The sequence below is a fragment of the Streptomyces sp. 150FB genome, assembly GCF_000818195.1.
GTDB lineage: Bacteria > Actinomycetota > Actinomycetes > Streptomycetales > Streptomycetaceae > Streptomyces.
Genome location: NZ_JTHL01000001.1, coordinates 3,205,163 through 3,229,427, shown reverse-complemented (window position 1 = coordinate 3,229,427; position 24,265 = coordinate 3,205,163). Strand labels below are relative to the sequence as shown.

Sequence of the window (24,265 nt, the reverse complement as noted above, 5' to 3'; positions counted from 1 at the left end):
GGAACCCCGGGAAAGGGAGCGGCGCCCCTACTCCTCCAGCGTCAGACCCTTCCTGAGCTTGACCAGGGTCCGCGACAGCAGCCGGGACACATGCATCTGGGAGATGCCCAGTTCCTCGCCGATCTCCGACTGCGTCATGTTGGCGACGAAGCGCAACGACAGGATCTGCCGGTCGCGCGCCGGGAGGATCGCGATGAGCGGCTTCAGCGACTCGACGTACTCGATGCCTTCGAGGCCGTGGTCCTCGTAGCCGATCCGGTCCGAGAGCGAGCCCTCGGTGTCGTCCTCCTCGGGCTGCGCGTCCAGGGAACTGGCGGTGTACGCGTTGCTCGCCGCCATGCCCTCGACGACCTCGTCGTTGGTGAGGCCGAGCCGGTGGGCGAGTTCGTCGACGGTGGGCGCGCGGTCGAATCGCTGCGCCAGCTCGTCCGTGGCCTTCGCCAGGTCGAGGCGGAGCTCCTGGAGTCTGCGCGGTACGCGCACCGACCACGACGTGTCGCGGAAGAAACGCTTGATCTCGCCGATGATCGTCGGCATCGCGAAGGTGGGGAACTCGACGCCGCGGCTCAGTTCGAAGCGGTCGATGGACTTGATCAGGCCGATCGTGCCGACCTGGACGATGTCCTCCATCGGTTCGCTGCGGGAGCGGAAGCGGGAGGCCGCGAACTTCACCAGGGCGAGATTCAGCTCGACCAGGGTGTTCCGTACGTAAGCGTGCTCGTGCGTGCCCTCCGGGAGGGACTCCAGTCGCGCGAAGAGCGTCTTCGACAGGGCCCGCGCGTCCAGCGCTCCCACCTCGTCGAAGGGCGGGATCTCGGGCAGGTCCTCCAGGCCCTCGGTGCCGGGCGCGTATGTGACGCCGGTCTCGTCAGGTGCGGACGGTTTTGTCGACGCCGCGATCCGGGTACGCGTCTCGTCGAGCCGGGGTGACATGGGTGTCCTCCATCGTTTTCGGCATATGGCTGCCGATGCCAATACGTGTTGCTACGGTTTGCCGCGCCTCCAGAGCCGGCCGTGTTCGGATGTGTCCCTCTAGGCCTACCCGGTAGGCCCCGATAGTTGCAAGTGTTAATTGTTTCATATGTCCATATTGTGGGGGACTTTGGCTACCGGTTGCCGTTTGAAAGGCGTAATGTTCGAGCGGCGTCAACGGCATATGGAGACAGTTGGCCGGTGACACCGGGTGACACGAGTTGATGTTGACAAACGACGCAGGACACGGCGAAGAGGGACGGACGGGCATGGACCGCCAGACGGTCGGCAGCGCGAACCGGGGCCGGCTTCGGGTCGAGGTTCGGACCGAGGGCCGGAGCGAGGTCGTGACAGCGGCCGGTGAGTTGGATCACCACACGGCTGATTTGTTGCGCGCACCATTGGACGACGCGCTCGAACAGGGGCGGTCACGCTTGGTGGTCGACTGCTCGCAGCTCGAATTCTGCGACTCCACCGGACTCAATGTGCTGCTCGGGGCGCGCCTGAAGGCCGACGCCGCCGGAGGCGGGGTCCATCTGGCCGGCATGCTGCCCGTGGTGGCGAGGGTCTTCGAGATCACCGGGGCGGATGCCGTCTTCACCCTCCACGACTCGCTCGAAGACGCTCTCGCGGATTGACCCGGATGCCTGCTGAGCAGGCCCCGGACGCACCGGTTGTCGCCTGTGCCACGACTTCCGCGAGGTGAAGTGGGTGTTGTCACGATTCGGAGGGGCAGAAGACCTCCCGCAGGCAGCTTGAAACCCGGCACCACCCGCGTACGAACCCGCACAACCGCACGAGCCCACATTCTCGGCATTGACGGCATTGATGGCATTTGATGGATCCATGTACTGGCACTTTGGTGAATCGGTGAGGTGAAGCGCTGATGAGCACCACCCGGCAGCCTCCGCCGGGCGACCTCGGCCCAGAGCCGGACGGCGCCGGACCCCCCTCCGCGACGGACGACGACACGTCCGAGACGCCCACGTCGGCGACGGTGACCCCCGAAGGGCGGGTACGCACGCTCGCGCTGTCCAGCGCCAGCGGCGTCGTCCCGCTCGCCCGGGATTTCACCCGACAGGCGCTCTACGACTGGGGCTGGCTCCCCGCGTCGACCGCGGACCGACGAGCCGCGGCCGAGGACGTCCTGCTGGTCGTCTCCGAGCTGGTCACCAACGCCTGTCTGCACGCCGAGGGCCCCGAGGGGCTCCGCGTCTCGTGCGCGACGAAGGTACTGCGGCTCGAAGTCACCGACCGGGGCCCAGGTCAGCCCGAGCCCCGTAACCCGCACCGGGCCGGACGGCCCGGCGGGCACGGAATGTTTATCGTGCAGCGGCTCTGCCTCGACTGGGGCGTCGTACGGGCACCCGACGGCACCGGCAAGACGGTCTGGGCCGAACTGGCCGCACCCGGCTAGGACCCGGGCCCGGCCAGGACCCGGGCCCGGCTGGGGGACTCAGCCCCCGGCCACTCGCCCGGGGCGGCGCCGCCGCCCCGGACCCACCCTGTGAGCACGCCGTACGGCGTGCTTTTCAGTGTGTGCGGGTGTTAAGCGGCGCCGGGGCGCCGGGCCGGTTCAGCGGACGTCGCCCATCAGCCCCTTGACCCTCTTGCGGTACATGAACACCGCCACGCCCGCGAGCGCCGCCAGCGTCGCCTCCAGGGCCACCACACCCGTACGGCTCAGATCCACCCCGCCGATCGACAGCAGCCCGGTGACGGAGTCGCCCGCGGTGACGGCGAGGAACCACACACCCATCATCTGACTCGCGTACTTCGCCGGCGCCATCTTCGTCGTCACCGACAGGCCGACCGGCGAGAGGCACAGTTCGCCGACGGTCTGGATCAGATAGATCCCCACCAGCCAGAGCGGACTGACGAGCGTCCCGCCGGCCGCCATGCCCAGCGGGAGCAGGAAGAAGAAGAACGAGACGCCGACCAGGAACAGCCCGACCGCGAACTTCACGACCGTGCTCGGCTCCCTGCCCCCGCGGTTCAGCCACAGCCAGAACCAGGCGATGACCGGTGCCAGCGCCATGATGAACACGGGGTTCAGCGACTGGTACCAGCTCGATGGGAAGGTGATGCCGAAGACGCTGTCCGCCGCCTTCGTCGTGCCGAAGGCCTGGATCGTCGAGCCGCCCTGGTCGTAGATCATCCAGAAGACGGCGGCCGCCACGAAGAACCAGATGTACCCGGACATCTTGTTCTGCTCGGTGCCGGACAGTTCCTTGTCACGCTTTATCCGCACCAGCACGACGGCCGGGATGATCAGACCGGCCAGAGTCAGCGGGATCATCGCCCAGTTGAGGGTGAAGTGACCGGTGAGGCCGACGATGCCGTAGAAGGCGGCGGCGACCAGCAGCCAGCTCATGCCCTTGCGCAGCCACGACAGACGCTCCTCGCGGGAGAGCGGGGTGGGGACGCGGCTGGACTCCGGGCTCAGGTGCTTCGTACCGATCAGGAACTGGATCAGGCCGAACAGCATGCCGACGGCGGCCAGGGCGAAGCCCAGGTGCCAGTTGTACTTCTCGCCCACCGTGCCGATGGTCAGCGGCGCGAAGAAGGCACCGATGTTGATGCCCATGTAGAAGATGGTGAAGCCGCCGTCGCGGCGTGGGTCGTTCACGCCCTTGTACAGATGCCCGACCATCGTCGAGATGTTGGCCTTCAGCAGACCCGAGCCGAGCGCCACCAGACCGAGACCGGCGAAGAACGTCCCCTGTCCCGGCACGGCCAGCGTGAGGTGGCCCACCACGATCGTGGCGGCCGCGATCGCGACGGTCTTGCGGGGCCCCCAGAGCCGGTCGCCGAGCCAGCCGCCCGGCAGCGCCAGCAGATAGACCATCGACAGATAGACGGAGTAGATGGCCGTGGTGGTGGCCAGGTTCATCCCGAGCCCGCCGCTCTGGAGCCCCTTGGTGGCGTCGGGGCCGCCGGAGATCAGGTAGATCGTCAGCAGGGCGCGCATGCCGTAGAAGCTGAAGCGCTCCCAGGTCTCGGTCATGAAGAGCGTGGCCAGGCCCCGCGGGTGGCCGAAGAAGGTCTTCTCGGAACCGGAACCGGACGGTCCTGGGGTCTCGGCCGGCGGTTCCTTGGTGAGGCTGGAGGCCATGGTCGATCCTTGCTGCTCAGGACGCGGCGCTCGGCGAGCGGCGGCACGCCCGTGGGGGGAGGTGTGCGGCGCATGAAAAGGACCTTTGGCTTTTCGCGTGCCAAAGGTCCACAAGTGGTACTGCAAGGCGTCCGAACACCATACGGCACAACAGAGCACCATATGGAAGGACTTGAGAGATGGATCACAGGTGAGCGGGGATCTTCCCGATCCATTCGAAGGTAATTCATCTGATCGCAGCCCATAGCCGCAGGCATCGTCGATCACTGCCCGAGGCATGCCCGGCGCGGACTACCATCAGTCCATGACCCGTGTACTGCTCGCCGAGGACGACGCTTCCATCTCGGAGCCGCTGGCTCGCGCCCTGCGTCGGGAGGGTTACGAGGTCGAGGTCCGCGAAGACGGCCCGACCGCCTTGGACGCCGGGCTCCAGGGCGCCGTCGACCTGGTCGTACTCGACCTGGGCCTGCCCGGAATGGACGGCCTGGAGGTCGCCCGCAGGCTGCGCGCCGAGGGCCACACCGTGCCGATCCTCGTACTCACCGCGCGCGCCGACGAGGTGGACACCGTGGTCGGCCTCGACGCCGGCGCCGACGACTACGTGACCAAGCCCTTCCGGCTGGCCGAACTGCTCGCCCGGGTACGCGCCCTGCTGCGGCGCGGCGCCACCGAGCCCTCGCCCGCCCCCGCCACCCACGGCGTACGGATCGACGTCGAGTCGCACCGCGCCTGGATGGGCGACGAGGAGCTCCAGCTCACCGCCAAGGAGTTCGACCTGCTGCGTGTCCTGGTCCGCGACGCCGGCCGGGTCGTCACCCGCGACCAGCTCATGCGCGAGGTCTGGGACACCACGTGGTGGTCGTCCACCAAGACCCTCGACATGCACATCTCCTGGCTCCGCAAGAAGCTCGGGGACGACGCGGCGAACCCGCGCTACATCGCCACCGTACGAGGCGTCGGCTTCCGCTTCGAGAAGAGCTAGCGCACCTTGCGACGCCGTTTGATCCAGTCCACGCTCGCCGTGGTGCTCGTCGTCATCGCGGTGTTCGGTGTGTCACTCGTCATCGTCGAGACCCGCACCATCACCAGCAGCGCCCAGGAGAGCGTGGACTCCGAGGCGCTGCGGCTCGTGAGCATCGTCGACAGCAGGCTGCTCGGCGGCGAGCACATCACCTCCGGCGTCCTGTCGAAGCAGATCGGCGCCGACCGGTACGCCCGTATCGAGATGCCGGGCCGCCCGACCGTCGAGATCGGCACCCACCCCACGGGCAGTGTGATCCGGGGCACGGCCACCGGCGAGGAGAACGAGACCGTCACCGTCGAGGCCCGGCACTCGTCCGTGACCCGCGAGGTCGGCCGCACCCTGCTGATCATCGGCGCCGTCGCGCTGCTGGCCGTCATCGCCGCCGTGCTGCTCGCCGTACGCCAGGCCAACCGGCTCGCCTCGCCGCTCACCGACCTCGCCGAGACGGCGGAGCGCCTCGGCTCCGGCGACCCGCGCCCCCGGCACAAGCGGTACGCGGTCCCCGAGCTGGACCGGGTCGCCGACGTCCTCGACTCCAGCGCCGAACGCATCGCACGGATGCTCACCGCCGAGCGGCGGCTCGCCGCCGACGCCTCGCACCAGCTCCGTACGCCCCTCACGGCGCTCTCCATGCGGCTGGAGGAGATCACCGTCACCGACGACCTGGAAACCGTCAGGGAGGAGGCGACGATCGCGCTGACGCAGGTGGAGCGGCTGACCGACGTGGTGGAGCGGCTGCTGACGAACGCGCGCGACCCCCGTACCGGCTCCGCCGTCGCCTTCGACCTCGACGAGGTCGTCAAGCAGCAGATCGAGGAGTGGCGCCCCGCCTACCGCAGCGCCGGGCGGGCCATCGTCTGCTCGGGGCGGCCCGAGATGCGGGCCGTCGCCACCCCGGGCGCGGTCGCGCAGGTGCTCGCGGCGCTGATCGAGAATTCACTGATGCACGGCGGCGGTACGGTCGCCCTGCGCACCCGTGTCACCGGCAACCAGGCCGTCATCGAGGTCACCGACGAGGGCCCGGGTGTGCCCGCCGACCTCGGGGCGCGGATCTTCGAGCGGTCCATCAGCGGCCGCAACTCCACCGGGATCGGCCTCGCCGTGGCCCGTGACCTGGCCGAGGCGGACGGCGGGCGGCTGGAGCTGCTCCAGCAGCATCCGCCGGTCTTCGCGCTCTTCCTCAGCCGGGAGGCGCGTACCCGCAAGGACGTGAAGCCGCCGGAGCGGCCTGTCCGCTGACGTGCTGCTGTCAGCGGGCCGGGGGGCGCGCGGGCTGCGGCTCCAGGAACGTTTCGGCAACGATCGTCGGCGCCGCCTCCGAGGGCGGCTCGGCTATGGGCGGGGGCGTCTCGGCTATGGGCGGAGGCGTCTCGGCCGCAGGCGGCAGCGCCCGGAAGACCCAGGAGCGGTAGGACCAGAAGCGGAAGAGCGTCCCGATACCGATGCCGACGAACTTGAACACATTGCTCTGGAGCGGGGTGTCCCAGCCGAACCCGTAGGTCGCCGTATACAGAATCCCGTTCTCGATCACCAGGCCCGCCGCGCTGAACAGCAGGAAGAGCCCCATCTCCTTGGTACGGCGGCTCTTGTCGCGCTCCCGGTAGGTGAAGTACCGGAAGCCGATGTAGTTGAAGGCGATCGCGACCACGGTGGCCAGCACGCTGGCCCGCACCACCGGGAGCCCGGTGACGTGCCGTACGAGGTTGAACACCAGCAGATTGACCAGCAGACCCGCGCCACCCACCGCACCGAACTTGGCGGCTTCGCGCGCGAACCGGATCAGTCGCACACGCAGTGCGCCCCGTTCGCTCATATGCCTGTCAGCCCCGTCCGGTCGGTGTCATGTCCACTTCGTTAACACGTGTGTCGCACCCCTCATGCTAACCAGCGCCCCGCGCGGGGCGCCGTGCGGATCCGGTTGCCCCAGGTGGCGGATACCCTGGAAATGTGACGTTCCCGGTAGTCGGCATGGTCGGCGGCGGTCAGCTCGCCCGTATGACCCACGAGGCGGGCATCCCCCTCGGCCTCAGATTCAAGCTCCTCAGTGACACCGCGCAGGACTCGGCGGCGCAGGTGGTCAGCGATGTCGTCGTCGGCGACTATCGCGACTACGACACCCTGCGCGCCTTCGCACGCGGCTGCGACGTGATCACTTTCGACCACGAGCACGTGCCGATCGAGCACCTGCGCGCCCTGGAGGCGGACGGCGTTCTCGTCAGACCCGGGCCCGACGCGCTCGTGCACGCCCAGGACAAGGGGGTGATGCGCGCGAAGCTCACCGAGCTGGGCGCGCCCTGCCCGCGCCACCGCATAGTCAGCGATCCGGCGGACGTCGCCGCGTTCGCCGCCGAGGTGGGCGGCTACCCCGTCATCCTGAAGACCGTGCGCGGCGGCTACGACGGCAAGGGCGTCTGGTTCGTACGCTCCGAGAAGGACGCCGAAGAACCCTTCAGGGCCGGTGTCCCCGTCCTCGCCGAGGAGAAGGTCGACTTCGTACGCGAACTCGCCGCGAACGTCGTACGCTCCCCGCACGGCCAGGCCGTCGTCTACCCCGTCGTGGAGTCCCAGCAGGTCGACGGCGTCTGCGACACGGTCATCGCTCCGGCCCCCGGCCTCTCCGACGAACTGGCCGGCGAGGCCCAGCGGCTCGCGCTGCGGCTCGCCTCGGAACTCGGCGTCGTCGGCCACCTCGCCGTCGAACTCTTCGAGATCCGCTCGGACGACGGCACGCCCGGCATCCTGGTCAACGAACTCGCCATGCGCCCGCACAACTCGGGCCACTGGACGCAGGACGGCGCCGGCACCTCGCAGTTCGCCAACCACGTACGGGCCGTGCTCGACCTGCCCCTCGGGGACCCGCGCCCGCGCGCGACCTGGACGGTCATGTGCAACGTCCTCGGCGGCGACTACCCCGACATGTACGCGGCGTACCTGCACTGCATGGCCAGGGACCCGCAGTTGAAGATCCACATGTACGGAAAGGACGTGAAGCCCGGACGCAAGGTGGGCCACGTCAACACCTACGGCGACGACCTGGGCGACGTGCTGGAGCGCGCCCGTCACGCAGCCGGCTATCTCCGAGGAACGATCACAGAATGACCTTCCCCCTCATCGGCATCGTCATGGGCTCCGACTCCGACTGGCCGGTCATGGAGGCGGCGGCGCAGGCCCTCGGCGAGTTCGAGATCCCCTACGAGGTCGACGTCGTCTCCGCCCACCGGATGCCGCGCGAGATGCTCGCGTACGGCGAGGACGCGGCCGGCCGGGGCCTCAAGGTGATCATCGCGGGCGCGGGTGGCGCCGCGCACCTGCCCGGCATGCTCGCCTCCGTCACCCCGCTGCCGGTGATCGGCGTCCCCGTACCGCTGAAGTACCTCGACGGCATGGACTCGCTGCTCTCCATCGTCCAGATGCCGGCGGGCGTCCCGGTCGCCACGGTCTCGGTCGGCGGCGCCCGCAACGCGGGCCTGCTGGCGGCCCGTATCCTCGCGGCCCACGACCAGGTGCTCCAGGACCGGATGCGGGACTTCCAGCACGACCTGAACGAACAGGCCCAGGACAAGGGCAGGCGCCTGCGCGCCAAGACAGAGGGCGCGGACCAGTTCGGATTCGGGAAGTGAGCGCCATGGAGCACCTCGAAGAGGCCCGCGCGCTCCTCGCCGACTTCCCGGTCGTCGACGGGCACAACGACCTGCCGTGGGCGCTGCGCGAGAACGCGGATTATGACCTGGACAAGCTCGACATCGCCGAGGACCTGACGGGCCGGCTGCACACGGACATCCGGCGGCTGCGGAAGGGCGGTGTCGGCGGCCAGTTCTGGTCCGTGTACGTACGGGCCGACCTGGCGGGCGACGACGCCGTCAGCGCGACCCTGGAACAGATCGACGTCGTCGGCCGGCTCCTCGCGCGCTACCCGGACGACCTGGCGCGCGCCCTGACCGCGGACGACATGGAGAAGGCGCGCGCCGAGGGCCGTATCGCCTCGCTCATGGGCGCCGAGGGCGGCCACTCCATCAACAACTCCCTCGCCACGCTGCGCGCGTTCCACACCCTGGGCGTCCGCTACATGACGCTGACCCACAACTCCAATCTGAGCTGGGCCGACTCCGCGACGGACGAGCCCGGCGTGGGCGGGCTCTCGGACTTCGGGCGCGAGGTGGTCCGCGAGATGAACCGCTGCGGCATGCTCGTCGACCTCTCGCACGTCGCCGCCACCACGATGCGCGACGCGCTCGCGGTGACCGAGGCGCCGGTGATCTTCTCGCACTCCTCGTCCCGCGCGGTCTGCGACCACCCGCGCAACATCCCGGACGACGTCCTGGAGTCGCTGCCCTCCAACGGAGGCGTCGCGATGGCGACGTTCGTACCGAAGTTCATCCTCCCCGAGGCGGGCGCGTGGACCCAGGCGGCGGACGACAACCTGCGCGCGCACGGGCTGCACCACCTCGACACCACACCCGAGGCGATGCAGATCCACGAGGCGTTCGAGGCGGGCACGCCGCGCCCGGTCGCGACGGCGTCGACGGTGGCGGACCACCTGGACCACATGCGGGAGGTCGCGGGCATCGAACACGTGGGAATCGGCGGCGACTTCGACGGGACGGCGTTCACGCCGGCGGACCTGTCGGACGTGGCGGGCTACCCGAACCTGATCGCGGAACTGCTGTCGCGGAAGTGGTCGAAGGAAGACCTGTCCAAGCTGACGTGGCGAAACGCCGTACGGGTCCTGAGGTCGGCCGAAGAGGTGTCCGCGTCGTACCGCTGACGCGGTTTGGGCGGGCGGCTCCTGGCTGGTCTCGCAGCCAGGGGCCGCCCGTCCGTCCCCCGGTCAGGAGAAGACGACCGACCGGAGTTTCAGGAGGGGCCCGGCCGATCCGCCGGGCCGGAGGCTGTAGTGATCCCCGTCGCAGTCTCGGCTGGTGAAGACCGTCGCCGTGGCGTTGGTGCGGTTACGAGGGGAGTGGGCAGGCGGCACGTACTCGCCGGCCGCCTCCACGAGCGTGATGCACTCCCGGCTCTTGGGGTGTGTCAGCGTCCCGGTCTGCGGGCTTCCGTGCATGTCCGTGTACACGTAGGTGAATTCACCCACGGCGGCCGAGGCCGAGCCGGGGACGGAGACGATCAGGGCGAGAGCGCCGACGGCGGCTGCCACGGTGGTACGGAAGCGCATGGGGAACCCCTTGGTCTTGTGCGGTGACGCCCGGCACCTATGGTTCGGGCACCCCGACGCTGCCCGCCCGCACCCCGTGTAGGCCCGATGTCACCCGTACGCAGCACACAAAACGTCCATCCGTCACCCATGAGGGCGACCGGGGCGTCTCCCGCATGGACTCCGGTGCCGACGTCTCCGACGCGAAGGTGTGGAAACCGCCATTACGCGAAGAGATTGGATTTGGTGGCACTTCTACTTGTCGCAGAGCGCGCGAGAGCGCTCGGAGGTCTGTCGTGCAATCGAATTCAACTGATAAGAGGAAAGCAAGGGGGCGATTTTTGCCACTTGTTCATCAACTCTCCCGGAGTGCATCGATGGATACTCATTCAACACCTCATTCCAAGTGGCGCATGCTGCCTCCAGGTGACCGACTTCAAGTTGTCTCTCGGCGAGCAGTGAACTGAAAATAAGCTTGGTCCGCTGCATGTCTGTGGAATCCCGGAGGCGGAAGTGATCGTGAAGAGATTCGATGCTTCCCTTCGTGTCGCCCAGAGCGTGCCGAACCTCCGCCGTGGAGTATGCCAAAGTCGCCGAGCTGTAACCGCCGAATGTCCCGGGTTGGCTTTCCGCCTGATTTACGGCGCGCTCCGCCTCGCGCAAACTGTCCAGCGCGTTTACCTTTTCGCCGGCCAGGGCGTACGCGTGTGCCTGCTGCCCGGCCATAAAGGCGCGCATCCGAGGACCGGAATCGGGTGATGCCTCTGCGGCGGCGTTCGCGAGCCGTACCGCCGGGGTGCCGTGGCCCAGATTCGCGGCTTGTACTGACATGCCGCGCAGGACATGGCAGTAGGTCATGTGGTCGCCACTCGCGCCCGCGAGTTCCAGACTCTTTACGTAATATTCCTGTGCTCGACCGTGTGCGCCCTCGTCCACTGCCATCCATCCCGTCAGATAGCAGAGAAAAGAGGCGGCAGACATCATCGATTTGCGGGTGTCGCTTGATGCGCTGGATTTCAAGTAAGGGGCGACCGTGTTAACCAGGAAAGCCGCAGCCATGGGGCGTGCGTAACGCCCGCCGAATTCGTCGTCAAGGTCCGACAGTCGGTCGGTCATCGCCCTTACGGCCTGAACCTCCGGTTGTCCGATGCGCCGCTGCGGATCGGTCTTTATGGCATCCAGTCGCCCTATCACATCGGGCCAACCGGGAATGGTGAGCGCCACAGAGAAAAGCCCCGCCCCGAGAACGGACCGGCGAGACGGATCCATGTCTTCCCTCCCCAAATCGAACAACCCCTCCACGGTACTGGCGGGTTGTTTCGACTGATCGGGCGACGGGGGAAAACCCGCTTCTCTGGACGTGACGGGCCGATGGAGCCTTCGGGACAGCGCTTCGAGAACGAGCGGCCGGGCGGATTCCTTGGGCAGATGGCCCTTCAGCCACTGGTGGACTGATGGCTGCTGGTACTTGAGAGGGGTTCCGTGTTCGGTACCGATGCGGTTCACCGCTTGGGCGAACTGCCGCAGGGTCCATCCGCTCTGGCGGTACAGCCGCTCAAGATCCGCGTTTGATTTCGGTGTCGTCACTGGCCCCAACTCCCGTGTTCGCGCCGCTTAACGCACTTAACTGCCCGCCTCTTACCAACAGTACCGCTGTGTGTGACCGCGCTGTTGCCTAGAGCGAACAGCCTGTAACGAAGCGGAAGGGCTCGGCATGGCGGATTTCGTACGCACAGCGCCTCAACGGTCTGACATGGATGGCGACACCGGGACCACCCACGGATGGGGCGACTATTTCCCGCCGCCCGACTCCCGGTCCGGCCGGTACGCCCCGGTTACCGGAGAACTGCTTGAGCGCGTCCTGCTCGGGCTGGAAAGACTGGCCGTGAGGCGCGAAGCGCGGGTCTCGGCGGTCGTCGTCCAGGCCCTGGCTGAGGGCGTTCCGCCGAGGCGCTGCGGAGTCTGCGTCGCGTTGACCGCGCAACGCGACGCGGCGAGGGCGGCCGGCGACGACTGGACGGCGCGCGATCGGGAGCGCGAACTCGGTAACTGTCCCCACCGGCGGGCAACCGACCTACGGCCGGAGATGAACGAATGAGGCGCTTCGCGCCACGGCCGGGCCCGGGAGGCCTGTCGGTCGGCATGGTCGTTTACGACCGCACGTACGACATGGTCGCGACGGTCGACGGATTCACGGGCCCCATGGTCAACCTTTCGCGTCCCACGGGCCTTACGTGGCAGAGCCGTTGGACATCCGTACGGCAGGGCACCGCATACGAGCAGCGACAGTTACGCGCGCTCGGTGCCCTGCACCGGGTACGGCACAAGGGGTTGAGCACGTGAGAAGGCTCAGGACCCGGATCGGTCGCCCGGATCAGTCGCCCGGATCAGTCGACGCAGAGGCAGAAGGGGTGTCCGGCGGGGTCGCTGTAGACCCGCCACTTCCGCGTGGGGTCGCCCGTGTCCAGCAGCGTCGCGCCGAGCGCGAGCACCTGCGCCTCGGCCGTGTCCAGGTCCTCGACGGTCAGGTCCAGATGGAGCTGCTGCGAGCCGTCGGTCGACGGCCAGACGGGCGGTACGTGTCCCGGCGCGGCCTGGAACGCGAGTGACGTCCCCTCATGGCCCTCCAGGTCGATCCAGCGCCCGGTCTCGTCCTCCGCCTCGGGTTCGCCGCCCAGGATCGCCGCGTAGAAGCGGGCGAGCGCGAGCGGGTCCGGACAGTCCAGTGCGACGGCGCGCAGTGTGGCGATGGGCATGGGTGACCTCTTTCTTTCCGAGCTTTCCGAGCTTTCCGGGTGACAGAACAGATGGGCGAGGCGGGTGCCGGTGACTGTTATCGCATGCTCTCGCCCGGGAGTCGATCAGTTTGCTACGCGCAGCCCGGCGATGAGGAGGCCGACCAGCCCGCGCGCGTCGTAGTCCGGATCGCTCTCCGCGCCGATGCAGAGATTCCCGACACCGCGCATGAGTACGTACGCCTTCAGGTCGGTCCGAATCTCCCCGGCAGCGGCCGCGGCGTCGAGCAGTTGGGTGCACACGGGGACGAGGCGGTCGAGAAAGTACGCGTGCAGCGCCTCGAAGCCGGCGCTGTCGGACCGCAGCACGGCGGCGAGCCCGTGTTTGGTGACGAGGAAATCGACGAAGAGGTTGATCCACTGCCTCAGCGCCGCGTGCGGGGTCGTGCCGGCCGCCAGCAGGGCGGGACCTGCCTCGGCACAGGCTTCGACCTGGTGCCGGTAGACCGCGATGATCAGGTCCGCCCGGGTCGGGAAGTGGCGGTAGATCGTGCCCATCCCCACGCCGGCCCTGGCCGCGATGTCGCGTACCGGCGCCTCCACGCCTGAAGCGACGAAGGCCGCGGCGGCCGCGTCGAGCAGGGTCTTCTCGTTACGCCGGGCATCCGCCCGCCTGGACCGGGTTCCGTGTCCCGCGCCCTCGCCGCTGACGTTCACCGCGTCGTCCCTTCCGCTCTGTCGTCCTTCGTCGCCCGTTCTTGCAATGCGGAACGCCGTTCCGTATCGTTAGCGGAGCGAGGTTCCGTTTGCCCATGATGTCAGAGCACGGGCCCGTCGACCAAACCGCGCACGGTCGTCATGTGCTGCTGCCCTCACACAGCGTCACCACGCCGCCGTCACCGCACCACGTCATCACACTTCGCCCACGATGGAGGAACACCGCCATGCAGTACCGCACCCTGGGCCGCACCGGGATACAGGTCAGCTCACTCGCGCTCGGTGCCATGAACTTCGGCGCCGTCGGGCGCACCACCCAGGACGACGTCACCGCCCTCGTCGACGCCGCGCTTGAGGGCGGGATCAATGTCATCGACACCGCCGACATGTACAGCGGCGGCGAGTCGGAGGAGATGGTCGGCAAGGCCATCGCCGGCCGCCGCGACGACATCGTGCTGGCCACGAAGGCGGGCCTGCCCATGGGCGACGAGCCCAACCGTACGGGCAGTTCGCGCCGCTGGCTGGTCACCGAGCTGGACAACAGCCTGCGCCGGCTCGGTGTCGACCACGTCGACCTCTACCAGATCCACCGGTGGGACCCGAACACCGGCGACGAGGAGACCCTGGCGGCCCTGACCGACCTCCAGCGCGCCGGAAAGATCCGCCACTTCGGCTCGTCGACCTTCCCCGCGTACCGCATCGTGCAGGCGCAGTGGGCCGCCCGCGAGCATCATCTGAGCCGTTACGTCACCGAACAGCCCAGCTACTCGATCCTGCAACGCGGGATCGAGACCCACGTACTGCCGGTGACCGAGGAGTACGGACTCGGGGTGCTGGTGTGGAGCCCGCTGGCCTCGGGCTGGCTGTCGGGCGCGATCCGCGAGGGCCAGGCCGTCACCACCAGCCGCTCGGTGCTCATGCCGGGGCGCTTCGACACCGCCGTGCCCGCCAACCGGGCCCGGCTCGATGCCGTCGAGCGGTTGGCCGAGGTCGCCGCCGAGGCGGGCCTGACCCTGATCCAGCTCGCGCTCGGATTCGTGACCGCGCACCCCGGCGTGACCAGCGCGCTCATCGGCCCTCGCACGCCGGCCCACCTGGACTCGCAACTCGCCGCCGCCGACACGGTGCTGTCCGCCGACGTACTCGACGCGATCGACGCGATCGTCGCTCCCGGCACCGACCTCGCCCCGGACGAGAAGAACGACACCCCGCCCGCGCTGCTCGACCCGGCACTGCGGCGCCGCTGACACGCGTACCGGCCGGCTGCCCGTACCACCGGCTGCCCGTACCGAATCGAATCGAAAGGATCAACAGCCCATGCCCCCTTCACCTCCGCCTCCGCCTTCGTCCTCGCCCTCGTCCCGGCCTCGGTTCGGGATCATGACCGCACCCACCGGGGTCGACTACCTCGACGTCCTGCGGGTCTGGCGCGAGGCGGACGCGATCCCGGAGATCGAGCACGCGTGGTTGTTCGACCACCTCATGCCGATCAGCGGCGACCTGGACGGCCCGGCCTTCGAGGGCTGGACCCTGCTCTCCGCCCTCGCCGCCCAGACGCGGAGGCTGCGGCTCGGCCTGATGGTGACCAGCAACCGGTTCCGGCCGCCCGCGATGCTGGCCAAGATCGCCACGACCGTCGACATCGTCTCCGGCGGACGGCTCGACTTCGGCATCGGCGTCGGCTCACGCCCCGACCACCCGCTGGCGCGGCGTGAGTACGCGGCGCACGGCCTCCCCTTCCACGACACCGCGCACGCCGTGGGGAGCCTCGCCGAAGCCTGTACGGTCATTCGGCGGCTGTGGACCGAGGAGGAACCGTTCGACTTCCACGGCACCCACCACGACCTCACCGGAGCGTTCGGCAACCCCAAACCGGTCCAGCGCCCCCATCCGCCGATCCTCATCGGCGGACGCGCGGCCTCGACGCTGCGGGTGGTCGCCGAGCACGCCGACCTGTGGAACATCCCCGGCGGTGACATCGACGACGCCGTCAGCCGGAGCGCACTGCTGGACCGCTACTGCGCCGAGATCGGCCGGGACCCCGCGTCCATCACCCGCTCGATCGTGCTGCCCGTCTCGTACGACCGGCCCGGCGTCACGCGGGACGCGATCAGGGAGGCGATCGACGCCGGTTTCCCGCACGTCGTCCTCACGCTGCCGACGCCCTATCCCGCCGACGTCGCACGGTGGGTGACGGACGAGCTGATCAACCCGGCGTCGTAGGCGAGGGGGTGGCGCGGGCGCCCCGCGGAGGGCCCGACGTCGTCGGCGTCTGACGCCGGGCCCGAAGCCCGGCCCCGCGTCAGGCGCGCGGGCGTCCCATCGCGCGGTACGTCCAGCCAGCCGCGCGCCACTTCTCCGGGTCCAGCGCGTTGCGCCCGTCCAGGATCAGCCGCCGCGACGTCGCCTCGCCCAGTATCGCCGGGTCCAGGTCGCGGAACTCGCGCCATTCGGTCAGGTGCAGGACGACGTCCGCGCCGCGCACCGCGTCCACCGCCGACTCCGCGTACCCGAGGGTCGGGAACAGCCGCTTGGCGTTCTCCATGCCCTTCGGGTCGTACACCGTGACCTGCCCGCCCTGGAGGTGGATCTGTCCGGCGACATTGAGCGCGGGGGAGTCCCGTACGTCGTCGGAGTCCGGCTTGAAGGTCGCGCCCAGCACGGCGACCCTCTTCCCGAGGAACGACGAGTCACCGCCCACCGCCTCGCGCGCCAGCTCCACCATGTGGCCGCGGCGGCGCATGTTGATCGAGTCGACCTCGCGCAGGAACGTCAGCGCCTGGTCGGCGCCCAGCTCGCCCGCGCGCGCCATGAACGCCCGGATGTCCTTCGGCAGACAGCCCCCGCCGAAACCGATCCCGGCCCGCAGGAACTTCTTCCCGATCCGGTCGTCGTGCCCGAGCGCCTCGGCCAGCTTCGCCACATCGCCGCCGGCCGCCTCGCACACCTCGGCCATCGCGTTGATGAAGGAGATCTTGGTGGCGAGGAACGAGTTCGCCGCCGTCTTCACCAGCTCCGCCGTCGGGAAGTCCGTCACCACGAACGGCGAGCCTTCCGCGAGAGGCGTCGCGTACACCTCGCGCAGGATCCGTTCGGCGCGCTCGCTGCGTACGCCGACCACGATCCGGTCCGGGTGGAGCGTGTCCTGCACGGCGAAGCCCTCGCGCAGGAACTCCGGGTTCCACGCCAGCTCGATCTCGCCGCCGGCCGGTGCCAGCTCCGCGATACGGGCGGCCAGCCGCTCGGCGCTGCCCACCGGTACGGTCGACTTGCCGACGACCAGCGCGGGCCTCGACAGGTGCTTGGCGAGGCTCTCCACGGCGGAGTCGACGTAACTCATGTCGCAGGCGTACTCGCCGTGCTTCTGCGGGGTGTTGACGCACACGAAGTGCACATCGCCGAACTCGGCCAGCTCCGCCCAGTCCATCGTGAAGCGCAGCCGCCCCGTCGAGCCCTCGATGCCGGCGACATGTTTGTGCAGCAGTTCCTCGAGCCCTGGCTCGTACATCGGCACCCGGCCCGCCGAGAGCATCTCGATCTTCTCCGGGACGACATCGAGCCCGAGCACGTCGAAGCCCAGCTCCGCCATGGCCGCTGCGTGCGTGGCACCGAGGTAGCCGGTGCCGATCACGGTGATCTTGAGGGCCATGGGTACTCCAGGGGGATGCGGGCGGGGTGCGGGCCCGAGCATAGCCGCGCGCCACCTGCCCCTCACAGGCGTACGTCTCCGGCCCCCGCCGGCACCCGGTGCCGCCTGCCGTGCGGCTGTCGGCAAACTCACCTATCCCGCTCGCCCACCCGCCCACTAAGCTCGGGTTACTTAACGGTAGTTAGCATCCTGGGGAGTGAGTGACCGTGGCCGGATCGGCTGATTTCGACCTGTACCGCCCGTCCGAGGAGCACGACATGCTCCGCGAAACCGTACGGGCGCTCGCCGAGGCGAAGATCGGCCCGTTCGCCGCCGCCGTGGACGAGGAGGCCCGCTTCCCGCAGGAGGCCCTGGACGCCCTCGTCAGCTCCGACCTGCACGCCATCCATGTCCCCGAGGAGTACGGCGGTACGGGCGCCGACGCCCTCGCCACCGTGATCGTCATCGAGGAGGTCGCGCGGGTCTGCGCGTCCTCGTCGCTGATCCCGGCCGTGAACAAGCTCGGCTCGCTGCCCGTCATCCTCTCCGGCAGCGAGGAGATGAAGGCGAAGTACCTGGCGCCGCTGGCCAAGGGCGACGCGATGTTCTCGTACTGCCTCTCCGAGCCGGACGCCGGGTCGGACGCGGGCGGCATGAAGACCAGGGCGGTACGGGACGGCGACGACTACGTACTCAACGGCGTGAAGCGCTGGATCACCAACGCGGGCGTCTCCGAGTACTACACGGTGATGGCCGTCACCGACCCCGACAAGCGGACGAAGGGCATCTCGGCGTTCGTCGTCGAGAAGTCCGACGAGGGTGTCTCCTTCGGCGCCCCGGAGAAGAAGCTCGGCATCAAGGGCTCCCCGACCCGCGAGGTCTACCTCGACAACGTACGTATCCCGGCGAGCCGCCTGATCGGCGCCGAGGGCACGGGCTTCGCCACGGCGATGCAGACCCTGGACCACACCCGCATCACGATCGCGGCACAGGCGCTCGGGATCGCGCAGGGCGCCCTGGACTACGCGAAGGGGTACGTCCAGGAGCGCAAGCAGTTCGGCAAGCCGATCGGCGACTTCCAGGGCGTGCAGTTCATGCTGGCGGACATGGCGATGAAGCTGGAAGCCGCACGCCAGCTCACCTACGCGGCGGCGGCCCGGTCGGAGCGCGTCACGCTGGGCGCGTCGTCGGGCAAGGGCAAGGAGGACCTGACGTTCTTCGGCGCCGCCGCGAAGTGCTACGCCTCCGACGCCGCGATGGAGATCACGACGGACGCGGTCCAGTTGCTCGGCGGCTACGGCTACACGCGGGACTACCCGGTGGAGCGCATGATGCGCGACGCCAAGATCACCCAGATCTACGAGGGCACGAACCAGGTCCAGCGCATCGTGATGGCGAGGAACCTTCCGTAGCGGGGCTTTCTCAGGTCGGAAGTCTCCTGGAGAGAACAGCTCCGGCCGATCGGCCGGAGCTGTTCTCGTTCATTCGGGCCGCGGCCGGTCGATGAGGCGACGGGGGTCGTCCAGCCACACCCGCTGACCGTTCCCCTCCACCGAAAGACCGAAGCGCGACCGTTCCGGCTTCCCCAGGTCATGCCACCACAGGAAAGCGTTGCGTACCTCGTCCCGGAGTGCCCGGGGGCCGTACTGCTCCACCTCGTACGCCTCCGCGTCCGGGACGTACTCGACCGTAGCCCACGACCTGCCGTCGTCAGCGAAGAACCACAAGGTGGCCTCTCCGCTGTCGTCGTCCGCTTCGCACCACCGGAACCACGCATCGGTCACGCTCAGCGCGACGAAGAACGCCGGATCATCCTGGATGACATTCTGAGGAGCGATGTCAGTCGTCCCCTTTTCCCCTTCTTCCTCGTGGTACAGGTCTGAGATGCGCCCGGCCCCGCCGCGATGGGCGCGGTCCCACATGAAGGCGGGAAACCCGGAGAACGTGCCCTGCGCCTTGCCGTCCGAGACGTCCAGCGTGGCGAACGAACCGCTGAAGAAGCTGCTGCCCCACGGGGTGACCATCCGCCCGTTCGGGCATTGCTCCAACCATGCTTGCGGTACGTCCCGCATGGTGCAGGTGCATATGATCCGCTCGTAGGGTGCGCGAGGATGGTGACCGTCCCGGCCGTTGCCGAGAATCGCCGTCGGGTGGAACCCCGCCCGTTTCAGGTTCTCGTTCGCCAGGGCCAGTACTGTCTCGTCCAACTCCACGCTGGTCACGTTGGCCTCGCCAAGGCGGTGGGAGAGCCACGCGGCGTTGTACCCGGTTCCGGTACCGATCTCCAGAACCCGATGGCCGTCACGCACATCCAGCAGTCCGAGCATCTCAAGCATGATCGACGGCATGGACGATGACGACGTGTGCAGCCGGAAAGCGTCGCCCACCGTGGGTTTCCCGTCGTTGACCTGCGTCACGACCGGACCGTCCGCGTAGACGATTCGCAACCACTGTTCCGGGTCCTCGGTGAAGTCACCGCCCACGATCACCTCAGGGATGAACAGGGCCCGGTCCACCGACGCGACGGCGTCCTGCCACTCGAGCGGCAGCGCGCCCTTTGCCAGCAAGCTTTGAAGGAGCCGCCGCTGTGTCGTCATCCGGACTCAGTTCTTCTTCGGCGGAGGCTCGTAGGGACGGGTCGGGCCCGGCGGTTTGTCCCGATGGCCGTCGCTGCCGGAGGTGTCCGGCTTGCCGGAGTGGCTTCCGCCGCCCTTCTTGCCCATCTCAGACCCACTTCCTGTTGATCGCGGAACACGACGTGACGGATCGGAAGCCGCCCCGTACGCGGGCGTTCTCGCGCCCACGCTGCTCAAGACCGGGGAAACGCCCGTTCGCAACCTTCTGGGAGCTTCGCCATCCGTCATGCCAAGACGCTACGAACTAAGGAACATGCCGGTCCACGTTCTTGCACGAGATTGCATGCGACTAGCCGAGCGACGTAATCGCATCCGAGATCAGAGCCCGGGCGGCAGCACCGTACACAGCGAGCTCGGACAGCTCGGAGAACGCCCTGGCGTACGTGGCGACCTCACTGGGCGCGGTGACGTTCACCGCGGCCGTCAGCAGTTCCACGCTCGCTTGACGACCGTCGAACAGATAGAAGGCCTCCAGGGGCCAGACAAGGCGCTTGGCCGTGAACGGGATCACCCCGAGGCTCACGTTCGGAAGCGCCATGACGGCCAACAGGTACCCAAGCTGCCCGGCCATGGCGGCATCGTCGCCAATGCGGTAGCGGAGCACCGTTTCTTCCAGCAGCAGAGCGAAGCGGTGGTCGCCGTCGTGGAGTACGCGCGAGCGCTCGACGCGGGATGCTGCCGCTGTCCGCGAGTCGTCAGGGGTGCCTTGAAAGGCGGCGATGGTCGCTAGCAGGGCTGCCGCGTACGCCTCGGTCTGGAGCATGCCCGGCACTATGTTCGAGCAGTACACGCGGAAGCGGTGTGTCTCCTCGTACAGGGGGACAACTTCCTCCTGCGCTCGGCGCATGCCGTGTCGGTGCAGCTTTTGCCAGTGGACGTACATCTGGTCGGCCTGGCGGTTGGCCGCGATCAAGTCGTCTGTCTGGTCCTTTGCCCCGCACGCTTTGCACCAAGCGCGGATGTCGGCGGCTGATGCAGGAGTCTTGCCCCGCTCGATGCGTGATGACTTCGCGGGACTCCAGCCACACCGAAGAGCCAACTCATGCCCGGTCAGCTCCGCGTCTTTGCGTAGCCCCCCGAGACGGGCGGCGACGGCTTCGCGGGCCGCCTGGGCGCTGGACGAGGGGGATGCGGACATGGGTGGGGGCTCTTCGTCTTCCGTCAGGTCAGACCGTGTACTTCTCGTGCGGGATACCGCGCTCCCAGACTGCCTCGAACGCGGCTGAGGCCATTCGTGCCACGGCGGGTTCGGAACGAACCTCCCAGCCGGGCTCGGACCAGTTCCCATCCCCGGAGAAGTGATTGAAGAGCGCGATCTCTCCGTCGAACACCCAGCAGTCGTTTCCGGGAAGCGCGATGTCCGAAGCCTGTCGCCTGGGCAGCCAGCGGACCTGTTCCCCGGCGTGAAGGTTGACCACGGTGCCGGCGTGCTCGTACCGGATGTAGTTCGTTACCGGTTCCGATACGACGCGGGCGCGGCGGACGGCCACACCTCGGGCGACGGTGCTGCGAACCAAATCAACCCACGGCGCCCAGTAGGCGGATGCCGGGTCAACGTCGCGTCGGCCCGTGCGCTTCCAGGTCTCGAAGTCCTCGGCCTCATCTCCGACGCCGTACGAGTCGCGCAGCTCCAGGTGCATCGCCGAGTGCTTGGCTGCGGCCAGCAGCTCGTCAAAGCCCGGCTCGTTCTGCGACATCGCAAGCCTTCCTGAGCATCGGCACCATACGGGCCGGAATCCTGACCACGGCTTCGTGTGGAGGGATGCCAGGAGCGTGGCCGGGCACCTCGAACGCGGCGCACTCCGCCTCCAGCTTTCCGTCTGGCCTCCAGCCCTGAAGCACCAGCTCCCCCTTCTCCTCGTCCACCCATACGGTGGGGGAGCCCTGCTGCCCGGTGTCTGGATCAATCCCGATGAACCGTAGTGCCATGAGTGCCTCCGGTTTCGAGTGCTTACGCCACCTTGCACGAGTGTCATACCTGCTCCCTAGAGCGTCAAGTCGATGAGGGGGCCGCCTGAGCGCCGGAGGATGGACGGCCGGCAGGCCCGGAGTGGCCTGACCTGGGGAGACAAAAAAGGTGATCATGGTGGAACCCTGGGGATGATCTCTACATAGAGGGCATCCGTGCGGATCGGCATCAGATGCTTCATAAAGCACCCAGATCTATGAGGGAACGAACCGGTCCAGCGGTCGCTATGGCCAGGAACCTTCCGTAACTCCCGACTCCGTGAGACCTGCTGAACGCGCGGCCCCCCGCATCCGTATGCACGGGTGCGGGGGGCCGTACGTACCAGTCAAGCAAGGGACGAGACATGTGGGTTCGCGGCATTGTGGGAGTCGTTCTGATCGTCCTCGGCGGTGTCTGGATCGCGCAGGGCACCGGAGCGATGAAGGGTTCGATGATGTCGGGCCACGGTCAGTACACGGCGCTGGGCGTCATCGTGGCCCTGGTCGGCATCGCCTGCCTGTTCTGGTCCTGGCGGGTACGGGGGCAGGACAAGATCGCCCCGTGAGGCCTGGCCGCGCGGTTCGGTGAGCACGTCACCAGGGCGACGCTGAGGAACAGCGGCCGGCCGAGGTAATGCCCGAGGGACACATCCCCGCCCTGGCCGAGCCGCGCATGCGGCGACCCGAACCGCTCGGTATAAACCCTGAGTTGCTCCCCGGCGGTCGGTGGCGATGTTCCGCATCGGTCTTTCCTCCGCCTTGCGACGCACGGCACCGGACCCGCTCACTCATCCGGCAAGACCCCAACCCCAGCCCTCAGTTGCCGCCCCGTGAGCGGGACGGTTGGGGGGTTCTGGCCCACTGGGGGGTGGGGCGGGCGGCGTCCTGGGTCGGTACTCGGGACGGTTCCGGGGTGTCCTCCGGTACGGGGGGCGCGGACGCCGCCAGTAGTTTCAGCTTCGGGGGCGGGGGCTTGCGGTGTTTCGGGCCCGCCGTTCGCGGGATTATGGCCAGGTCGTGCAGCAGTTGGCGCAGGTGGATCAGGGGCAGCGTCACCGGGGGCAGCGGGGTCGGGGACTCCGGGCGGTGGTGCAGGAGCGCCGCCTCCGCCGTCGAGAGGTGGTACTCCACCTCCGCCGTGGCGGTCGCCGAGCGTTCCGGGTGCGCGGCCAGGTCGTCGGCCGCTGCCGCCAGCGAGTGGCTCACCGCGGCCAGGCCGGCGACCGACTCCGGGTCGGTGACCCGCTGGGGTGCCATGGCCAGGGCGCGGCTGCGGCGGGCCACCGCCGCGTACAGGGTCAGGCGGTGGCGTACGAGCCGGGGGTCGTTGCCCCAGAGCAGCCGGCGGGTCAGTGGCGTGGACACCATGGCGAGGCTGTGCAGTTGGTTGTCGACGGTACGGGCCAGCGCGTCCAGGTCCGCGGCGGGCGCGCTTCCGTCCAGGTGGCCGGCCACGCCCCGCAGCAGCGCGCCCACGGCGGTGAAGAAGCCGCTGCGCGCGCTGTGGACCGTGTCCCTCGTGCTGGTCGGCAGCACGAAGAGGGCCACCAGAATCCCGACCGCCGCCCCCGCCGCTGTCTCCTGGAGGCGCAGGACGAGCAGGCCGACCGAGAACTCGTTGAGCACGCTGTAGAGCTGCGACACCATGATCGTGACGAAGAAGATCATGAGCGCGTACGAGATCCGTACGAGGTAGAAACCGCACGACATGCTGAGGATGATCACGGCCAGTACGGTCAGCGTGTGACCGGCGGTCAGATGCGCGAGCCCGACCCCCGCGACGAGCCCGACCAGCGTCCCCACCACGCGGTTGGTGGCCTTGATGAACGTCTCCGAACGGGTCGCCGTACCGCTGAAGGCGATGAACGCGGCGATCACGGCCCAGTAGTAGCGGGCCTCCGATATCTCACGTCCGACGACGATCGCGATCGCCCCGGCCACGGCGACCTGGACCGCCTGGCGGGTGTTCAGCTTCAGCCGTGACAGCGGGTTCCAGTGATGGCCGCGCGCGGCCACCGCGCCCGCGACGGACGCGGATCCCGGCAGATTCCCCATCGCGAGGCTCACGGCCGGTGCGAACGCGTCGTCCATCGGGAGCGTTTCGGGCGGTACGGCGGCCCTGCGGGCGAGGTCCACGTACTCCATCGCGGCGGCGGCCAGATGCTGCGCGGCCCAGGGCCCCTCACCGGCCGCCGGGACGAAGGCCGCGCTCAGCAGGGGGCGGGCCTCGCGTTCCACGCCGTCGTGGTCCCGCCGCGCCACCTCCCGCGCGACCCGCGCCGCCGCGTCCATCTGCGACCCTTGCGACGCCTGCGATGCCTGTGACATCTGCGGAGCCGTTT

26 protein-coding genes are annotated in these 24,265 nt (G+C 68.6%); 13 read left to right on the top strand and 13 right to left on the bottom strand.

The genetic code is table 11. The annotated features are described in order from the left end of the window. Nucleotides 1-27: 27 nt before the first annotated feature. Nucleotides 28-933, bottom strand: coding sequence for an RNA polymerase sigma factor SigF (locus tag QR77_RS13670; RefSeq protein WP_040021984.1), 906 nt, complete (start codon nucleotides 931-933; stop codon nucleotides 28-30). A 308-nt stretch (nucleotides 934-1,241) separates the two neighbouring features. On the opposite strand from QR77_RS13670, the gene QR77_RS13665 reads away from it, so the two are divergent. After that, nucleotides 1,242-1,610 carry an STAS domain-containing protein gene (locus tag QR77_RS13665; protein WP_040021983.1) on the top strand — a complete coding sequence of 123 codons (369 nt, stop codon included), beginning with the start codon at nucleotides 1,242-1,244 and terminating at the stop codon, nucleotides 1,608-1,610. Between the two features lie 248 nt (nucleotides 1,611-1,858). Beyond that, nucleotides 1,859-2,389, top strand: coding sequence for an ATP-binding protein (locus tag QR77_RS13660; RefSeq protein WP_040021982.1), 531 nt, complete (start codon nucleotides 1,859-1,861; stop codon nucleotides 2,387-2,389). Between the two features lie 159 nt (nucleotides 2,390-2,548). Here the strand turns inward: QR77_RS13660 and QR77_RS13655 are convergent, their stop codons facing one another. Continuing rightward, nucleotides 2,549-4,087, bottom strand: coding sequence for an oligopeptide:H+ symporter (locus tag QR77_RS13655; protein WP_040021981.1), 1,539 nt, complete (start codon nucleotides 4,085-4,087; stop codon nucleotides 2,549-2,551). 304 nt (nucleotides 4,088-4,391) lie between these two features. Here QR77_RS13655 and QR77_RS13650 point away from each other — a divergent pair, with 304 nt between their 5' ends. Further along, nucleotides 4,392-5,069 carry a response regulator transcription factor gene (locus QR77_RS13650; protein WP_201778805.1) on the top strand — a complete coding sequence of 226 codons (678 nt, stop codon included), beginning with the start codon at nucleotides 4,392-4,394 and terminating at the stop codon, nucleotides 5,067-5,069. 6 nt (nucleotides 5,070-5,075) lie between these two features. After that, nucleotides 5,076-6,350: an ATP-binding protein gene (locus QR77_RS13645; protein WP_040021978.1), complete on the top strand. Its 1,275-nt coding sequence runs from the start codon at nucleotides 5,076-5,078 to the stop codon at nucleotides 6,348-6,350. Between the two features lie 10 nt (nucleotides 6,351-6,360). On the opposite strand, the gene QR77_RS13640 is transcribed toward QR77_RS13645, so the two are convergent. Next, a complete protein-coding gene (locus QR77_RS13640) occupies nucleotides 6,361-6,924 on the bottom strand; it encodes a GtrA family protein (protein WP_040021977.1) in 564 nt (187 codons plus the stop codon). 134 nt (nucleotides 6,925-7,058) lie between these two features. Here QR77_RS13640 and QR77_RS13635 point away from each other — a divergent pair, with 134 nt between their 5' ends. The 3 genes from QR77_RS13635 to QR77_RS13625 are packed head-to-tail and all read left to right on the top strand — an operon-like array spanning nucleotide 7,059 to nucleotide 9,876. Next, nucleotides 7,059-8,210 (top strand): 5-(carboxyamino)imidazole ribonucleotide synthase, encoded by a 1,152-nt coding sequence (locus QR77_RS13635; RefSeq protein ID WP_078876652.1) that lies wholly within the window; start codon nucleotides 7,059-7,061, stop codon nucleotides 8,208-8,210. Then, a complete protein-coding gene (gene purE / locus QR77_RS13630; protein ID WP_040021975.1) occupies nucleotides 8,207-8,731 on the top strand; it encodes a 5-(carboxyamino)imidazole ribonucleotide mutase in 525 nt (174 codons plus the stop codon). The genes QR77_RS13635 and purE overlap by 4 nt, the downstream gene beginning before the upstream one ends. Nucleotides 8,732-8,736: 5 nt before the next feature. Beyond that, nucleotides 8,737-9,876, top strand: coding sequence for a dipeptidase (locus QR77_RS13625; protein WP_052488717.1), 1,140 nt, complete (start codon nucleotides 8,737-8,739; stop codon nucleotides 9,874-9,876). A 63-nt stretch (nucleotides 9,877-9,939) separates the two neighbouring features. On the opposite strand, the gene QR77_RS13620 is transcribed toward QR77_RS13625, so the two are convergent. Both QR77_RS13620 and QR77_RS43500 read right to left on the bottom strand, forming a co-directional pair. Continuing rightward, nucleotides 9,940-10,281, bottom strand: a complete 342-nt coding sequence (locus tag QR77_RS13620) for a hypothetical protein (protein ID WP_040021973.1) — start codon at nucleotides 10,279-10,281, stop codon at nucleotides 9,940-9,942. A 234-nt stretch (nucleotides 10,282-10,515) separates the two neighbouring features. Beyond that, nucleotides 10,516-11,847, bottom strand: a complete 1,332-nt coding sequence (locus tag QR77_RS43500) for a transcriptional regulator (protein ID WP_078876651.1) — start codon at nucleotides 11,845-11,847, stop codon at nucleotides 10,516-10,518. 166 nt (nucleotides 11,848-12,013) lie between these two features. On the opposite strand from QR77_RS43500, the gene QR77_RS13615 reads away from it, so the two are divergent. Beyond that, entirely contained in the window at nucleotides 12,014-12,358 is a 345-nt protein-coding gene (locus QR77_RS13615; protein WP_040021971.1) for a hypothetical protein, read from the top strand. A gap of 44 nt (nucleotides 12,359-12,402) precedes the next feature. After that, entirely contained in the window at nucleotides 12,403-12,603 is a 201-nt protein-coding gene (locus QR77_RS13610) for a hypothetical protein (protein WP_236710637.1), read from the top strand. A gap of 44 nt (nucleotides 12,604-12,647) precedes the next feature. Here the strand turns inward: QR77_RS13610 and QR77_RS13605 are convergent, their stop codons facing one another. After that, nucleotides 12,648-13,016 carry a VOC family protein gene (locus QR77_RS13605; RefSeq protein ID WP_040021966.1) on the bottom strand — a complete coding sequence of 123 codons (369 nt, stop codon included), beginning with the start codon at nucleotides 13,014-13,016 and terminating at the stop codon, nucleotides 12,648-12,650. A gap of 105 nt (nucleotides 13,017-13,121) precedes the next feature. Further along, on the bottom strand, nucleotides 13,122-13,712 hold the full coding sequence (locus QR77_RS13600; protein WP_040021965.1) for a TetR/AcrR family transcriptional regulator: 591 nt from the start codon (nucleotides 13,710-13,712) through the stop codon (nucleotides 13,122-13,124). A 227-nt stretch (nucleotides 13,713-13,939) separates the two neighbouring features. On the opposite strand from QR77_RS13600, the gene QR77_RS13595 reads away from it, so the two are divergent. Further along, nucleotides 13,940-14,959, top strand: a complete 1,020-nt coding sequence (locus QR77_RS13595) for an aldo/keto reductase (RefSeq protein WP_040021963.1) — start codon at nucleotides 13,940-13,942, stop codon at nucleotides 14,957-14,959. A gap of 133 nt (nucleotides 14,960-15,092) precedes the next feature. After that, nucleotides 15,093-15,935: an LLM class flavin-dependent oxidoreductase gene (locus QR77_RS13590; protein WP_040021961.1), complete on the top strand. Its 843-nt coding sequence runs from the start codon at nucleotides 15,093-15,095 to the stop codon at nucleotides 15,933-15,935. A gap of 79 nt (nucleotides 15,936-16,014) precedes the next feature. Here QR77_RS13590 and QR77_RS13585 read toward each other — a convergent pair whose 3' ends face one another. After that, entirely contained in the window at nucleotides 16,015-17,361 is a 1,347-nt protein-coding gene (locus QR77_RS13585) for a UDP-glucose/GDP-mannose dehydrogenase family protein (RefSeq protein WP_040021959.1), read from the bottom strand. A gap of 206 nt (nucleotides 17,362-17,567) precedes the next feature. Here QR77_RS13585 and QR77_RS13580 point away from each other — a divergent pair, with 206 nt between their 5' ends. Continuing rightward, a complete protein-coding gene (locus tag QR77_RS13580) occupies nucleotides 17,568-18,752 on the top strand; it encodes an acyl-CoA dehydrogenase (protein WP_040027856.1) in 1,185 nt (394 codons plus the stop codon). A gap of 69 nt (nucleotides 18,753-18,821) precedes the next feature. Here the strand turns inward: QR77_RS13580 and QR77_RS13575 are convergent, their stop codons facing one another. The 4 genes from QR77_RS13575 to QR77_RS48615 form a co-directional block, all read right to left on the bottom strand. Then, nucleotides 18,822-19,937: a methyltransferase domain-containing protein gene (locus QR77_RS13575; protein ID WP_040021957.1), complete on the bottom strand. Its 1,116-nt coding sequence runs from the start codon at nucleotides 19,935-19,937 to the stop codon at nucleotides 18,822-18,824. Nucleotides 19,938-20,265: 328 nt separating this feature from the next. Continuing rightward, nucleotides 20,266-21,114, bottom strand: a complete 849-nt coding sequence (locus QR77_RS13570; RefSeq protein WP_040021955.1) for a helix-turn-helix transcriptional regulator — start codon at nucleotides 21,112-21,114, stop codon at nucleotides 20,266-20,268. Nucleotides 21,115-21,142: 28 nt separating this feature from the next. Next, entirely contained in the window at nucleotides 21,143-21,673 is a 531-nt protein-coding gene (locus QR77_RS13565) for a DUF6879 family protein (protein WP_040021954.1), read from the bottom strand. After that, nucleotides 21,648-21,905 carry a hypothetical protein gene (locus QR77_RS48615; RefSeq protein WP_040021949.1) on the bottom strand — a complete coding sequence of 86 codons (258 nt, stop codon included), beginning with the start codon at nucleotides 21,903-21,905 and terminating at the stop codon, nucleotides 21,648-21,650. Before QR77_RS48615 ends, QR77_RS13565 begins: the two co-directional genes overlap by 26 nt. Before the next feature lie 383 nt (nucleotides 21,906-22,288). Between QR77_RS48615 and QR77_RS13555 the strand changes: the two genes are divergently transcribed. After that, nucleotides 22,289-22,489 (top strand): hypothetical protein, encoded by a 201-nt coding sequence (locus QR77_RS13555; RefSeq protein WP_040021948.1) that lies wholly within the window; start codon nucleotides 22,289-22,291, stop codon nucleotides 22,487-22,489. Between the two features lie 250 nt (nucleotides 22,490-22,739). On the opposite strand, the gene QR77_RS49780 is transcribed toward QR77_RS13555, so the two are convergent. Further along, nucleotides 22,740-24,265: FUSC family protein (locus tag QR77_RS49780; protein ID WP_269084333.1), on the bottom strand; the 1,526-nt coding region annotated here is incomplete at its 5' end.